Source organism: Bacillus sp. EU55 (assembly GCF_038005925.1).
Classification (GTDB): Bacteria; Bacillota; Bacilli; order Bacillales; family Bacillaceae; genus Bacillus; species Bacillus velezensis.
The window spans coordinates 2,500,524-2,515,009 of sequence record NZ_JBBOUE010000001.1 but is presented as its reverse complement, the minus strand read 5'-3'; the positions used below and the strand labels follow the sequence as shown (position 1 = coordinate 2,515,009).

Below are 14,486 nucleotides of genomic sequence, written 5' to 3'. Positions count from 1 at the left end.
AGTAAGATTATACTTGAGGTGAACGACATGGAAAGACTGCAAAAAGTTATTGCTCATGCCGGCGTGGCATCACGCAGAAAGGCAGAAGAGCTGATAAAAGAAGGAAAAGTAAAGGTGAATGGAAAAGTAATAACAGAGCTCGGCGTAAAAGTGACCGGTTCTGATCAGATTGAAGTAAACGGATTAAAGGTGGAGCGGGAAGAACCCGTGTACTTTCTGCTTTATAAACCGAGAGGAGTGATCTCAGCTTCTGATGACGATAAAGGGCGGAAAGTGGTAACCGACTTTTTCAAAGAAGTGCCGCAGCGTATTTATCCGATCGGCAGACTTGATTATGATACGAGCGGTCTTTTATTACTGACAAATGACGGCGAGTTTGCCAACAAACTCATGCACCCGAAATACGAAATTGATAAGACGTACGTCGCCAAAGTGAAGGGGATTCCTTCCAAGGAACTTCTCCGGAAGCTTGAGCGCGGCATTCAGCTTGAAGAAGGCAAGACAGCGCCGGCCAGAGCGAAAATGCTTTCTCTGGACAAAAGAAAGCAGACGAGCATTATTCAGCTGACAATTCATGAAGGACGGAACAGACAGGTCCGCCGTATGTTTGAGGCGATCGGTCATGACGTGCTGAAGCTCAAACGTGAAGAATACGCCTTTTTAGATTTAAGGGGCCTTCACACAGGAGACGCAAGAGAATTGACGCCGCATGAGGTGAAAAGGCTGCGGGCTTTAGCTGAACACGGTAAAAACGCTTTCTAATTTTCACATAACCTTCAAAAATTACAAAACGCGAAGATGATATAATTGAATGGATTTGCAGGCAGGGGAGGGGAGCAGTGTACAATGAACAAAAAACGGCGGCGTTTATTCATTCGGACCGGCATCCTTCTCATCTTACTCTGCGCGCTCGGATATACGGTCTATAATGCTGTTTACTCAAACGGCGAGCGTATATCTGAGGGGTCCAAAGCCCCGAATTTCGCGCTGAAAGATACAGAGGGCAGACTCATAGAACTGAGTCAGTTAAAAGGAAAAGGTGTTTTTCTGAATTTCTGGGGAACGTGGTGCGAGCCGTGCAAGCAGGAATTTCCCTATATGGAGAATCAATACAAGCATTTTAAAGACCTCGGTGTCGAGGTGATTGCGGTAAATGTCGGCGAATCAAAAATTGCAGTACATAATTTTATGAAAACATACGGCGTCAATTTCCCTGTTGCGCTTGATACTGACCGGCAAGTGCTGGACGCGTACGGCGTATCGCCTATCCCGACGACATTTTTGATCAATCCCGACGGAAAAGTCGTGAAAGTGGTGACCGGCACGATGACAGAACGCATGGTTCATGACTATATGAATTTAATTAAGCCGGAGGCGTCTTCATGAAAAAGGTCAAATGTGAATGCGGACACGTGAATCCAGCCGGGACGGTATTGTGCGAGTCATGCGGAAAGCCGCTTGATGATCAAAAGTCGCCGCTTGCCGATATGCGGTACGACGGCAGCGCAAGACGTTCGCAAACATATAACAAAACAATTGTAGATAAGGTATGGAATTTCTTTTCTTCCGTTAAAGTCGGAATATGGCTGATTGTCATTACTCTGGCGGCGTCGGCATTCGGCACGGTTTTTCCGCAGGAAGCTTATCTGCCGCCGGGCGCTCAGCCGGATACATACTATGAACAGCAGTACGGCGCAATCGGCCAATTGTATTATCTGCTGGGCTTTCATCACCTGTACGGCTCATGGTGGTATATGCTTTTGATCGCATCAATCGGCGTATCACTTGTCATCTGCAGCCTGGATCGGGTGATTCCGTTGTACAGGGCGCTGAAAAATCAAGGCGTTCAGCGGAATCCGGTCTTTTTAAGACGGCAGCGTCTATACAGCCGGACAGAAACTGAGCTGAGCGGAGATACGGCTGATGGCATCAGAACACGATTGAAAAAAAAGCATTATAGAGTGCGGGAACAAGAGGGAAGTATTCTCGCAGAAAAGGGCCGTTTTTCAAGGTGGGGCCCCTACGTTAATCATATCGGCCTGATCATTTTTCTGATCGGAGCCATGCTGAGATTTGTACCCGGTATGTACGTCGATGAAACGCTCTGGGTCCGTGAAGGCGAAACCGCCCAGATTCCCGGCACCGACGGCCAATATTACTTAAAAAACAACCGATTCACCATGGAGACGTATAATAAAAACACTGAGAAAAAAGTATTCGCCGATGCCATTGACAGAGCCGGAAACGGCAAAGTCGCAAAATCTTTCACAACGGATGCGGTTTTGTACAAGAGGGAGGGCGACATCGTATTCGGTGAAAAGCCAAAGCTTAAAAGAGTCAAAGAAAACGATATCCGCGTCAATGAACCGCTGCGGTTTGACTCCTATTCTGTGTATCAGGTGGACTATAAAGAAAACCAGCTCGATCGGATGGTATTTCAGCTGATCGACCAAAAAACAAAACGGTCATTCGGCAAACTGAAGATCAATCTTCTTGATCCTGACACGGACTATGATCTTGGTAACGGTTACAAAGTGCAGGTTGCCAGTTATCTTCCTGATTTTTATTTTAATAAGGACGGAGAACCGAGCACGAAAACAAAGGTCCCAAACAATCCGGCTTTCGTCTTTAAAGTCACGGCTCCTGACAAGCCGAAAGGGGAGAAAAGCTTTGTTGCGATTCAGCAGACTGTTGAAGGTTCCGCAAATAACAAGTACAAATTAAAATTCGACCATGTGGAAACGAAAAACATTACAGGTCTCACCGTCAGAAAAGATTTAACCTTATGGGTGCTTGCCGTCGGGGGCGCGATATTTATGATCGGTGTCATTCAAGGGATGTACTGGCAGCACAGAAGGATCTGGATCAAAACCGGTGACTGCGAAGTGCTTGTGGCAGGACATACGAACAAAAACTGGTTCGGTTTGAAAAAGGATATCGGATATGTTCTTAGCGGGACGGAGATTAAAGAACCGGCCGATCAAAAAGAACTGGTCAAAAATCAGGCCTAATGAAAAAGGAGTGGTGTCATGGCGGAGCTGAGCGCAAATTTTCTTTATGCTGCCTTTTTGATTTATTTAATTGCCGTCCCGGTTTTCGGCGGCGCCATCCGGGGAACAAAAGGCGCAAAGGACGGTAAGGGCCGCTGGTCGGCTATCGGAATCACGTTAACCATTGTCGGATTTCTTTGTCATCTCGGCTACTTCATTGCGAGATGGTCGGCAAGCGGACATGCGCCTGTCAGCAATATGTTTGAATTTACGACGTCATTCGGCATGATGCTTGTTCTCGCTTTTATTATTATTTACTTTATTTACAGACTGCCTTCATTAGGCATGTTCACATTGTCTATCGCGCTTTTGCTTATCGCATATGCAAGCATGTTTCCGACAGACATCACGCCGCTTATTCCGTCACTGCAGAGCAATTGGCTGTACATTCACGTCACAACGGCGGCGCTCGGGCAGGCGATTCTTGCGATCAGTTTTGTAGCCGGCGTCATTTTCCTGTTAAAGCATGTCGACCAATCCAGACCGGGCAAAAAAACGTTCTGGCTTGAAGTCATCATGTTTATACTCGTGACGACCGTGGCATTTATCGCCGTCACGTCGGCATTCCGGCTGGCGGACTACAAAGCCGAATTTAATTGGGTGGATAAAAAAGACGCCAAAAGCGTCATGATATATGATATGCCTGCGCTTGTCGGCCCGCATGAGGGAGAACTGCTTACAGAAGGCGCGATGAAGCCGTTTATTGAGCTTCCGGCTATTTTTTCAGGCAGAAAGGTCAATACGGTGATCTGGTCGTTTGGCGCGGGTCTCGTCTTATACGGCGCCCTCAGGCTGATATTCAGAAAGAGAATCAGCGCTCTTTTAAGTCCGCTCGTCAAAAATGTGAATCTGGACTTGGTAGATGAAGTCGGCTACCGCGCGGTTTCTATCGGCTTTCCGGTATTTACGCTCGGCGCGCTTGTGTTTGCGATGATCTGGGCGCAGCTTGCATGGACGCGTTTTTGGGGCTGGGACCCGAAAGAAGTATGGGCGCTGATCACCTTTTTATTTTACGCAGCGTACTTGCACTTGCGGCTGTCGAGAGGCTGGCATGGCGAAAAGTCCGCGTGGCTTGCCGTCATCGGTTTCGCCATTATTATGTTTAACTTAATTTTTGTGAATCTCGTGCTTGCCGGACTTCATTCGTACGCATAGATGCCGAAAGCCGATACAGTTCTCAAGCAGCGGTACAGTTTGTTAAAATGATAGTAACAGAAGGAAAGCAGGGGGAAAACGATGGATCAAACAAATGAAACTAAAATATTAGTAGTAGATGATGAAGCCAGAATTCGACGCCTTTTAAGAATGTACCTTGAACGGGAAAACTATGTGATTGAAGAAGCGGAAAACGGCGATGAGGCCATTAAAATGGGGCTGGCATCAGATTATGATCTGGTGCTTTTGGATTTAATGATGCCGGGAACGGACGGAATAGAAGTATGCCGGCAGCTCAGAGAAAAAAAAGCGACGCCGATTATCATGCTGACGGCAAAAGGGGAAGAAGCCAACCGCGTCCAGGGGTTTGAAGCGGGTACGGACGATTATATCGTCAAGCCTTTCAGCCCGAGAGAAGTGGTGCTTCGGGTAAAGGCGCTTTTAAGAAGGGCTTCCCAAACATCTTATCTGACAGCCAATACCCCGACAAAAAATGTGCTCGTCTTTTCGCATCTATCTATTGATCACGATGCTCACAGGGTGACTGCCGACGGCACAGAGGTGAGCCTGACGCCGAAGGAATATGAACTGCTGTACTTCCTGGCGAAAACACCGGACAAAGTGTACGACAGGGAAAAGCTTTTAAAAGAAGTGTGGCAGTATGAATTTTTCGGAGACCTCAGAACGGTGGACACCCATGTCAAACGGCTCCGTGAAAAATTAAATAAAGTATCCCCGGGAGCGGCGAAAAAAATCGTCACCGTATGGGGAGTCGGATACAAATTTGAGGTAGGCGCTGAATGAAGTTTTGGAAAAGCGTAGTAGGTAAGCTTTGGTTTACCATTCTTTCACTCGTGTTAATTGTTTTATTTATTTTAACGGTGCTGCTTCTGGAATTTATAGAAAATTACCACGTTGAAGAAGCGGAAAAAGATTTAACGCAGCTTGCCGATAAAATTGCGGTCATAATAGAAAATCATGAAGACCAGCCGCTTGCCAGATCCATCACGTGGGAACTGGCGGACAATTTAACGAGCATCGCGATCATTCAGGATGATAAGCATGTCTGGTATTCGCCCAATGACGATAATCATTTATCCTCTATTACATTAGAGCAGATCAAACATGACCGGGATCTGCACAAGGCGCTGACAGACCGCAAAAAAGTAAGCAAACGTGCGGTGCCCAACAATGCCGGTTCGGATAACGAACGGCTGATCGTCGGAGTGCCGTATGAAAAAGACGGCAAAAAAGGCATGGTCTTTTTATCCCAATCGCTGCTTGCCGTCAAAGATACGACGAAACATACAACCCGCTATATTTTTCTTGCGGCGGGCATTGCCATCGTCCTGACAACGTTTTTCGCGTTCTTTTTATCCAGCAGGGTGACATATCCCCTTCGGAAAATGCGGGAAGGCGCCCAAGACTTGGCGAAAGGAAAGTTTGATACAAAAATTCCGATTCTGACCCAAGATGAAATCGGGGAACTGGCTATTGCCTTTAATCAGATGGGACGGCAGCTCAATTTCCATATTAACGCGCTGAATCAGGAAAAAGAACAGCTGTCCAATATTTTAAGCAGTATGGCAGACGGTGTCATTACCATTAATATCGACGGCACCATTTTGGTGACCAACCCGCCGGCCGAACGTTTTCTGCAGGCATGGTATTATGAGCAGAACATGAACATTAAAGAAGGAGACAACCTTCCCCCTGAAGCAAAAGAGCTATTTCAAAATGCAGTGAACACGGAAAAAGAGCAAATGATTGAAATGACGCTTCAAGGAAGGTCATGGGTTTTATTGATGTCGCCTCTTTATGCGGAATCACACGTCCGCGGCGCCGTGGCCGTGCTCCGTGATATGACCGAAGAGCGCAGGCTCGATAAATTGCGTGAAGACTTCATTGCCAATGTCAGTCATGAGCTCAGAACCCCGATTTCTATGCTGCAGGGATACAGCGAAGCAATAGTGGACGACATTGCAAGCACCGAAGAGGAGAAAAAAGAAATCGCGCAGATCATTTATGATGAATCTCTTCGCATGGGCCGGCTCGTCAATGATTTGCTGGATTTGGCCAGAATGGAATCCGGACATACGGGCCTGCACTATGAAACGGTAAACCTGCATGAATTTCTGGAGAAGATCTCCCGCAAATTTTCCGGGGTAGCGAAGGAAAAAGGCGTTTCGCTCACAGAAGACATCTCGGTGTCTCAGCCGGAGTGTGTCTTTGACGAAGATAAAATGGAACAGGTGTTTACCAACCTTATAGATAATGCGCTGCGCCACACGGAGTCAGGCGGAAGCGTTCATATCGCGGCTCAGACCGTAAAAGACGGACTGAAAATCGATATCAAAGATTCCGGCTCGGGAATACCGGAAGAGGACCTGCCTTTTATTTTTGAACGCTTTTATAAAGCGGACAAGGCGAGAACAAGGGGCAGGGCAGGAACCGGACTCGGACTTGCCATCGTGAAAAATATCGTGGAAGCCCACGGCGGCTCAATTGCGGTGCACAGCAGCATTGACAAAGGAACGACATTTACATTTTATATTCCGACAAAAGTGCAGGATGGCGTCTGAAATTGACGAACAATCTTGTTCCATACGAAACACCCGCAGAACATGCGGGTGTTTTTGTTTATTTCTTCTTTAAAAAATTTAAGAATATGTTAATATAAATTCCCTTCCAAATTCCAGTTTCTTGTAATATAGTTGTAATGTAACTTTTCAACGCATTTTTACGACAAAAAAGTGAACGGAGGGGTTTCCCATGGAAGAAACCTTTCAGATATTATATGATGCATACCATCAAGATTTATATCAATTTTTATTTTATATGGTAAAAGATAAGTCGCAGGCTGAAGATTTGGCGCAGGAAGTGTATATCCGCGTCTTGAATTCCTATCATACATTTGAAGGAAGAAGCAGTGAAAAAACATGGCTGTTGTCCATCGCACGCCATGTGGCGATTGACTGGTTCCGCAAGCAGCAGACGATCAGACAGCGTATTATGGGTACGTTTGATTGGGATACACAAGATGTCAGAGATCAGCATTTGCTTCCGGACGAACTCGCCGTACAGCATGAAAACGTCCGGGAAATTTATACCGCGCTTGATCATTGCACCATTGATCAAAGAGCTGTTATTATCTTGAGATTTATTCAGGGATATTCCATTCAGGAAACAGCCGCCGCTCTCCGCTTCTCGGAAAGCAAAGTCAAAACGACCCAACACAGAGGGCTCAAAATACTTCGGAAACAGATGGAGCTTTTGAGGGAGGAGCTAATGGATGATGAAGTCATATTGGAACGAAGAAAGAGTAGAGGAGTTGTTAAGACAACTTCCGGCGGTTAGAGATTATCGTTCACCCGAGGCCATTTACCGGAATATTGAAACGGGTAAACCGTACAGGGAAAAGCCGGCCCGAAGCTGGATCGGCCCCGCCGCAGCCGGCGTCTGCGCATTGTGCATCGCTCTGATTATATCTCCTCACCTGATGACAAACAAATCTTCCGGTGATCTGACCGCTGACAGCCGCCAGACTGAAAAAGCCAGTCAGTCAGCTTCTGTCAAGCCGCCGGATCAGAAGACGTTCGTCGTCTCAAACCAAAACAAAAACAATTACATTACTTTGGCATTTGCCGATTCAGAAACATCCGCCGTCATTCCGGTCAGTTTTGAAAAAAAGAAGCCGGATGAATCGGTATCAGAGGCTTTATCCGAAGCGGAAAACCTAGAAGTGCCCGAATCCTTCCTTTCTGTGCCGAACCTTTTGGACGGTGTGCAGGTAACGGCGGATAAGAAGGATTTGCTTGTGCAGGTAAACGGACGGCTTTCTATCGAATCAGTTGCCGATGCTGACTTATTGAAAAAGATGCTGAAAGAGACTTTGACATGGAGTCCTTACGAGCGGATTAAATTGAAAAAGGTTCAAAACGGAGCCGGACAGGATTTTTATAAATCTTACGGCATTTCCGCTGAGATGTCCGTACATAAACAGACAAACCGGGCGTATTTTTCTTACAGCGACAGTCTGGGACAAGAGTATCTCATCCCGTCTGAACAAACCTATTATTCAGTATATCAGGCTATTGACGGGATGAAGACAACAGACGGAGGCTCACAGACCGCGAGCATTATAGAAGCAGGTGCGATTGCATCGGTATCGGAAAGGGAAGACGGCGAGCAGCTGCGGATTCAATTGTCCGAAAAACATAAGGTTGAAGATTCGCTGGAAGGGATTTTAATGATCGAAGGGCTTCTGTTAACCGCGAAGGAATTCGGTTATTCTGAGGTGCTGTTCACACATGCGCATACAAAGAAAATCGGTAATTATGATGTGACAAAACCTATCGCTGTGCCTGCCGCGCCTAATCCGCTTCCAAGCCATTAAACGTAAAAAAACCCAAAACATATGAATGTTTTGGGTTTTTTGTTGGTTACGGAAGGTCAATCAGTTTAACGGAAACAATATCCTGAACTGAAGTCAGCTCATTGACGACTTTATCATCTAAATGTTTATCAAAAGAAAGCATCATAATGGCTTCTCCGCCTTTTTCTTTACGGCCTACCTGCATGGTAGCGATATTGATATCGTTATCGCCGAGGATGCGTCCGACGCGTCCGATTACACCAGTCGTATCCTGGTGCTGGATATAAACGAGGTGGCCGGCAGGATTTAAGTCAATATTAAAGCCGTTCAGTTCAACGATTCGTTCACCGAAGTGAGGGATATACGTAGCCGTTAACGTAAATGTGCTCCGGTCTCCGGTTACTTTTACGCTGATGCAGTTATCATATCCTGATTCATTGGAGGAAATCTTCTCGCTGAAGCTGATTCCGCGTTCTTTTGCTACACCGCCGGCGTTCACTTCATTGACCGTTGAGTCTACACGCGGTTTTAAGAAACCGGACAGCAGGCTTTTTGTAATAAATGATGTTTCAAGTTTGGCGATGGTGCCTTCATATTGAATCGCAACATCTTTGACGGGTTCCTTCATACATTGTGACACGAGACTTCCGATTTTATCGGCAATTTGGTGATAAGGCTGGATTTTTTTGAATTCATCTTTCGTCATCGCAGGCAGATTGATCGCTGACATGACAGGCAGACCTTTTGCAAACTGCAGCACTTCTTCAGAAACCTGTGCCGCGACATTCAGCTGTGCTTCTTTCGTTGAAGCGCCTAAGTGAGGTGTGGCGATCACCAGCGGATGGTCGGGAAGCTTTGATTCAACTGGCGGTTCCACTTCAAACACGTCAAGGGCAGCGCCTGCGACATGGCCGCTTTCCAGCGCTTCCAAAAGCGCAGCTTCATCAATAATGCCGCCTCTTGCGCAGTTGATAAGGCGGACGCCTTTTTTTGTTTTGGCAATGGTTTCTCTGTTAAGCAGTCCTTTTGTTTCCTTTGTTAAAGGCGTGTGGACGGTAATGATATCCGCGCTTTCAAGCACTTCTTCGAATGTCCGGCTGTTTACGCCGATTTTGCCGGCTCTCTCTTCGGTTAAGAAAGGATCGAATACATGAACCGTCATACCGAACGCTCTGGCGCGCTGGGCAATCTCGCTTCCGATCCGGCCCAGACCGACAATGCCTAAAGTCTTTCCGTAGAGCTCCGCCCCGACAAAAGCCGTCCGGTTCCATTCTCTTGATTTTACTGAGATATTGGCTTGCGGAATGTGTCTCATTAATGAAGAAATCATCGCGAATGTATGCTCTGCCGTTGAAATGGTGTTTCCATTCGGCGCGTTTATCACGATAACCCCATGTTTTGTGGCCTCATCAATGTCGATGTTGTCTACCCCGACACCGGCTCTGCCGACGATTTTTAAAGAGGTCATTTTTTTAAACAATTCTTCGGTTACTTTCGTGGCACTGCGGACTAACAGGGCATCAAAGGTATGTAATTCATCTTCTGCATCCGCGACGTTTTTTTGAACAATTTCTATAAAGTCTGATTCCATCAGCGGCTTTAAGCCGTCATTGCTCATCTTATCTGAGACCAAAACTCGAAACATTGTTAGATTTCCTCCTAGTTTAGCTGACTAAATATCTGATAATTTATCATATTCTCAATAGAGTGTCAATGTGTAGTGACGCAGTAAAGGAGAAAAGGACACCGCAGAATCAGCTGAAAATCGGGCTTCCCCAATATTTTATTTAAATTTGAGCAGTTCTCTATACAATTGCAATTTGATCATATATAATGTGAATAAATTCATAAGATCAATCTTCGGGGCAGGGTGAAATTCCCTACCGGCGGTGATGAGCATCATGCTCTAAGCCCGCGAGCTGCTTCGGCGGCAGGATCCGGTGAGATTCCGGAGCCGACAGTATAGTCTGGATGGGAGAAGATGGAGGTTCAGCAGACGTTTTGATGCTTATATCAAACGTTTCTTTGCCAAGCCTTAGTAAGCTCCCGCTTTTTAACAAAAGCGGTTTTTTTATTGGGGCGCAAAAGAACCTTTCCTCTTTTCGAGAGATTTGATCGAAAAGGAGAGAGCATTGTGAAAGTAAAAAAATTAGTTGTCATCAGTATGCTTAGCAGTATTGCTTTTGTGCTTATGCTGTTAAATTTCCCGTTTCCGGGTCTGCCGGATTACTTGAAAATTGATTTCAGTGACGTTCCTGCAATTATCGCCATTTTGGTATACGGGCCTGCGGCGGGGATTGCGGTTGAAGCGATTAAAAATATTCTGCAGTATATCATTCAAGGAAGCATGGCCGGCGTGCCTGTCGGGCAGGCAGCCAATTTTATCGCGGGAACGCTGTTTATTCTGCCGACGGCGTTTATGTTTAAAAAGCTCAATTCTGCAAAAGGTCTTGCGGTGAGCCTTCTGGCCGGAACCGCGGCGATGACCGTGCTGATGAGTATTTTGAACTATATTCTTATCCTGCCCGCGTATACTTGGTTTTTACATTCACCGGCACTGTCAAACAGCCAGTTAAAAACGGCGGTTGTCGCAGGAATTCTGCCGTTTAACATTGTAAAAGGCATTATCATCACCATCGTCTTTACGTTCATCTTTACGAAGCTGAAACCTTGGATTGAACAAAAACGCAGCATCCAAACACAATAAAGACTGAAAGCGTCCGCTCTGTGAAAACAGCCGGACGCTTTTTTGTTTGTGCTGATCGCAAAAAATAAGACTCCGGCCGATAACAGCCGGAGTCTTATTCAGGACGAAAAAGCTCCTCTCACGGAGAGGGCTTTTTTATTCGTATTTCAGCGGGTCGCCTTCGAACGGTTCATCCGCAACTTTGATTGAATCAGTAGGGCATCCTTCAAATGCGTCAATCATATCTTCTTCCAGAACTTCCGGAACTTCGACGACGCCTTTATTTTCGTCAAGCGTAACGAACGCAATGCCTTCATCATCATAATCATAAATGTCTGGTGCCGCAGCTCCGCAGGCGCCGCATGCAATACACGTATCTTTATCTACAATTGTGTACTTTGCCATGAATAAAACCTCCCAGATTGTTCGTGTTGGAACAAATGGTTTACCTTATATATTTTTAAATATAACACCTATTCCTCTTACTTATTGTAATGATGTTAGTGTCAAATTTCAACAGAAAAATGATTGAGAATGCTTATCACATAAGGGATTCTCTTTAGCACTTCCCCCTAAAAGATGACTTTAAACGTCAAATTTATATGAAAATCTGTTAAAATAAAAAGAACCAAAAAACGAAACTTGTCACAGAAGAAATGTAGGTGTGTTTAGATTGGCGATAAACTTCTTTGATACCGTGGTTCTCGACTGTCTGGACAAAATAGACGGCGAACGGACTCCGAGTGCTGTGTTTCATTTATTAAAAGGAAAAAAGTCGTCTCAAACCATTCAGGATGCCGGCTTATTTCAGATCGCTAAATATTTCGGCATGGCTTCACAGTGTGAACGCGGCGATATTGCTGCTTCTTTGCATAAACTCACCGAGAGCTCATACATCACAGCCGGAAAAGAAGAGGGGACGTGGAAAGTGACTGCGCGCGGCGTTCAAAAGCTTGAACGGGCGTTTGCCGAGCGGCCTTGGCCGAAGCACTGCCACGGCGCGAATTATCAAACGCCTGCTGGCACCCTGTGGAGGCGGCTTTCCCTGCTCATTCAAGTCCTGTCAAACAAAGAGCATCAATGCAGTCAATATATCCCGGTTACCAACGATGTGCAGACGCTGAGATGGGTCAAACGGTTCATGCGGAAAAACAGAGATGCTAAAGAGCTTTCCGTCCAAATGCATGACGCGCTGTTTCAGCTTCTGCAAGGCGTAAGTGAACGGCAGGCGCTTATTTTTGTCTATTCTTTAACTTCATTCAACAGAATCGGCAAAACGAATAAGCAGCTCGCTCTCCAGCTGAACGAAGATGAATGGTATGTGTCCGTCCAGTTTTGGGGAGCGGTACATTATGTTATTCAATCGCTTCCGCAATGTGCATATCCCGCTCTGCGCGAGCTGCTGTCCGATCTGCAGGCGGAAAGCGCGCTGACACAGTCTGCCAGAAAAACCTTTGAGCTGTTGGAAAAAGGGTTTCCGATTGAACGGATCGCCGCGGTCAGAAATTTAAAAACCGCCACAATCGAAGATCATATCGTAGAAATATCATTGCACCAGCCTGCATTTTTTATAGAACAGTATCTTTCTGAAGAGGAACAGCGTATGATAACGGCATTTGCAAAACAGCATCAAACGAATAAAATTAAACGGATTCGCGAAGGAATGCAGATGCGCTTCAGCTATTTTCAGATCAGGCTGGCGCTGGCAAAGACGGTGAATCAGCATGACTGAGCTGCATAAAGCTTTATCCAGGTATTTTGGTTTGCATTCCTTTAAAAAAGGGCAGGAAGAGATTATGACTAGCGTGCTCCAAAAAAAAGATACGATCGCCATGCTTCCGACCGGCGGGGGAAAATCATTATGCTATCAGCTCCCGGGTTACATGATGGACGGGCTGGTGCTGATTATTTCACCGCTTCTTTCATTAATGGAAGATCAGGTGCAGCAGCTGAAAGCGAAAGGGGAAAAGCGGGTTGCGGCATTAAACAGCATGCTGAATTCCGCAGAGCGGCATTTTATCCTCAGCAACATCAGCCGGTATAAATTTCTCTATATGTCTCCTGAAGCCCTTTCTTCACCTTATGTGCTGAACCGTTTGAAAAATGTCCCGGTCAGTTTATTTGTTATTGATGAGGCTCATTGCATATCAGAATGGGGACATGATTTCAGGCCTGATTATTCGAAGCTCGGACCTTTCAGGCAGGCACTCGGAAAGCCGCCTGTATTGGCGCTGACCGCAACAGCGACAAAAGAAACGCTCAGAGACGTGACGGATGTGCTCGGCCTTGAGCATGCGGTGCGTCATCTTTATTCAGTCAACCGGCCGAATATTCTCCTGGCGGCAGAACATTTGGCGGATAATGCCGAGAAAATAAGCAGGCTCACGGAGCTTGCCGAAAAGCTTGAAGGCCCGGGTATCATATATTGTCCGACCAGAAAATGGGCGGAAGAGCTTGCGGCTGAGCTGAATGAAAAAACGGGAAAGCGGACGGATTATTATCACGGCGGAATGGATACAGGGGACAGAATCTTGATCCAGCAGCAATTTATCCATAACCAGCTTGATTGCATCTGCTGCACCAATGCGTTCGGCATGGGTGTGGATAAGTCAGATATCCGCTTTGTCATTCACTTTTATCCTCCCCAAACGGCCGAGGCCTTTATGCAGGAAATCGGCAGAGCGGGACGCGACGGCAGCCCGAGTGTCAGTATTTTGCTGAGGGCGCCCGGCGATACCGAGCTTCAGCAGCAGATTATTCAGACAGAAAGCCTGTCTGATTATGACCTGGAAGCCATTCTGGCCGTCATACGGGATGCCGGTACGGGTGATGAGCGAAAGCTTCGGGACGTTCTGATCAATAAGGGCGTCCAGGAAACACAGGCGCGAACGGCCGTCCATCTGTATCTGCAAGGAAAAACCACAAAAGAGCAGCTGCAGGAAGAACTGACATACCGCGTGGAAAAAAAGCTGCGTAAAATGAATCGTTTTTCGGCGTTATTAGAGCGGAAAGAATGTATAAGAGAAGCGCTGCTGTCTTATTTTGATGAACCGTATGAGCCTGATGGTCAAACCGGACAATGCTGCAGCAGCTGCGGACTTGATCTGGCTCCGTACGAGCAAAAAGGAGAACGTAAAAACATGGAACGGTTTGAAGATTGGAAGCTGGAATTAGGCCGGATTTTCGGTTCAGAGTCTGCGGGTGAGTTCAGCTGAGACGG

13 protein-coding genes and 1 riboswitch are annotated in these 14,486 nt (G+C 46.4%); of the genes, 11 read left to right on the top strand and 2 right to left on the bottom strand.

What is annotated here, in order from left to right:
• Positions 1–27: 27 nt before the first annotated feature.
• The 8 genes from rluB to NYE50_RS12840 all read left to right on the top strand — a co-directional run bounded on the left by rluB (position 28) and on the right by NYE50_RS12840 (position 8,601).
• Positions 28–762, top strand: coding sequence for a 23S rRNA pseudouridine(2605) synthase RluB (rluB, locus tag NYE50_RS12875; RefSeq protein WP_016939136.1), 735 nt, complete (start codon positions 28–30; stop codon positions 760–762).
• Positions 763–846: 84 nt separating this feature from the next.
• Positions 847–1,386 carry a thiol-disulfide oxidoreductase ResA gene (resA, locus tag NYE50_RS12870; RefSeq protein ID WP_045925489.1) on the top strand — a complete coding sequence of 180 codons (540 nt, stop codon included), beginning with the start codon at positions 847–849 and terminating at the stop codon, positions 1,384–1,386.
• Complete coding sequence (gene resB, locus NYE50_RS12865) at positions 1,383–3,011, top strand: cytochrome c biogenesis protein ResB (protein WP_224988084.1); 1,629 nt, start codon at positions 1,383–1,385, stop codon at positions 3,009–3,011. Before resA ends, resB begins: the two co-directional genes overlap by 4 nt.
• Before the next feature lie 18 nt (positions 3,012–3,029).
• A complete protein-coding gene (ccsB, locus tag NYE50_RS12860; RefSeq protein ID WP_224988086.1) occupies positions 3,030–4,205 on the top strand; it encodes a c-type cytochrome biogenesis protein CcsB in 1,176 nt (391 codons plus the stop codon).
• Between the two features lie 81 nt (positions 4,206–4,286).
• Positions 4,287–5,009 carry a DNA-binding response regulator ResD gene (resD, locus tag NYE50_RS12855; protein WP_003153397.1) on the top strand — a complete coding sequence of 241 codons (723 nt, stop codon included), beginning with the start codon at positions 4,287–4,289 and terminating at the stop codon, positions 5,007–5,009.
• Positions 5,006–6,787 carry an ATP-binding protein gene (locus NYE50_RS12850; protein WP_224988088.1) on the top strand — a complete coding sequence of 594 codons (1,782 nt, stop codon included), beginning with the start codon at positions 5,006–5,008 and terminating at the stop codon, positions 6,785–6,787. Before resD ends, NYE50_RS12850 begins: the two co-directional genes overlap by 4 nt.
• A 190-nt stretch (positions 6,788–6,977) precedes the next feature.
• Entirely contained in the window at positions 6,978–7,562 is a 585-nt protein-coding gene (sigX, locus tag NYE50_RS12845) for an RNA polymerase sigma factor SigX (protein ID WP_014418276.1), read from the top strand.
• Positions 7,537–8,601, top strand: a complete 1,065-nt coding sequence (locus NYE50_RS12840; protein WP_224988122.1) for a sugar dehydratase — start codon at positions 7,537–7,539, stop codon at positions 8,599–8,601. The genes sigX and NYE50_RS12840 overlap by 26 nt, the downstream gene beginning before the upstream one ends.
• A 46-nt stretch (positions 8,602–8,647) precedes the next feature.
• Here the strand turns inward: NYE50_RS12840 and serA are convergent, their stop codons facing one another.
• Complete coding sequence (gene serA / locus NYE50_RS12835) at positions 8,648–10,225, bottom strand: phosphoglycerate dehydrogenase (RefSeq protein ID WP_003153401.1); 1,578 nt, start codon at positions 10,223–10,225, stop codon at positions 8,648–8,650.
• 207 nt (positions 10,226–10,432) lie between these two features.
• Positions 10,433–10,567: riboswitch (FMN riboswitch) on the top strand.
• Between the two features lie 147 nt (positions 10,568–10,714).
• Between serA and NYE50_RS12830 the strand changes: the two genes are divergently transcribed.
• The gene (locus tag NYE50_RS12830) at positions 10,715–11,287 is read left to right on the top strand and encodes an ECF transporter S component (RefSeq protein WP_003153402.1); all 573 of its coding nucleotides are present in this window, start codon (positions 10,715–10,717) and stop codon (positions 11,285–11,287) included.
• A gap of 135 nt (positions 11,288–11,422) precedes the next feature.
• Here NYE50_RS12830 and NYE50_RS12825 read toward each other — a convergent pair whose 3' ends face one another.
• Positions 11,423–11,671 (bottom strand): ferredoxin, encoded by a 249-nt coding sequence (locus tag NYE50_RS12825; RefSeq protein ID WP_003153403.1) that lies wholly within the window; start codon positions 11,669–11,671, stop codon positions 11,423–11,425.
• Between the two features lie 268 nt (positions 11,672–11,939).
• Here NYE50_RS12825 and NYE50_RS12820 point away from each other — a divergent pair, with 268 nt between their 5' ends.
• Both NYE50_RS12820 and NYE50_RS12815 read left to right on the top strand, forming a co-directional pair.
• Positions 11,940–12,998 carry a helix-turn-helix domain-containing protein gene (locus NYE50_RS12820; protein WP_014418274.1) on the top strand — a complete coding sequence of 353 codons (1,059 nt, stop codon included), beginning with the start codon at positions 11,940–11,942 and terminating at the stop codon, positions 12,996–12,998.
• Entirely contained in the window at positions 12,991–14,481 is a 1,491-nt protein-coding gene (locus NYE50_RS12815) for a RecQ family ATP-dependent DNA helicase (protein WP_014418273.1), read from the top strand. Before NYE50_RS12820 ends, NYE50_RS12815 begins: the two co-directional genes overlap by 8 nt.
• Positions 14,482–14,486 lie beyond the last annotated feature (5 nt).

Bases quoted from the DNA above. Each gene is read 5' to 3' on its own strand.
- rluB (WP_016939136.1), top strand. From the start codon at position 28: ATGGAAAGACTGCAAAAAGTTATTGCTCATGCCGGCGTGGCATCACGC.
- resA (WP_045925489.1), top strand. From the start codon at position 847: ATGAACAAAAAACGGCGGCGTTTATTCATTCGGACCGGCATCCTTCTC.
- resB (WP_224988084.1), top strand. From the start codon at position 1,383: ATGAAAAAGGTCAAATGTGAATGCGGACACGTGAATCCAGCCGGGACG.
- ccsB (WP_224988086.1), top strand. From the start codon at position 3,030: ATGGCGGAGCTGAGCGCAAATTTTCTTTATGCTGCCTTTTTGATTTAT.
- resD (WP_003153397.1), top strand. From the start codon at position 4,287: ATGGATCAAACAAATGAAACTAAAATATTAGTAGTAGATGATGAAGCC.
- NYE50_RS12850 (WP_224988088.1), top strand. From the start codon at position 5,006: ATGAAGTTTTGGAAAAGCGTAGTAGGTAAGCTTTGGTTTACCATTCTT.
- sigX (WP_014418276.1), top strand. From the start codon at position 6,978: ATGGAAGAAACCTTTCAGATATTATATGATGCATACCATCAAGATTTA.
- serA (WP_003153401.1), bottom strand. From the start codon at position 10,225: ATGTTTCGAGTTTTGGTCTCAGATAAGATGAGCAATGACGGCTTAAAG.
- NYE50_RS12825 (WP_003153403.1), bottom strand. From the start codon at position 11,671: ATGGCAAAGTACACAATTGTAGATAAAGATACGTGTATTGCATGCGGC.
- NYE50_RS12815 (WP_014418273.1), top strand. From the start codon at position 12,991: ATGACTGAGCTGCATAAAGCTTTATCCAGGTATTTTGGTTTGCATTCC.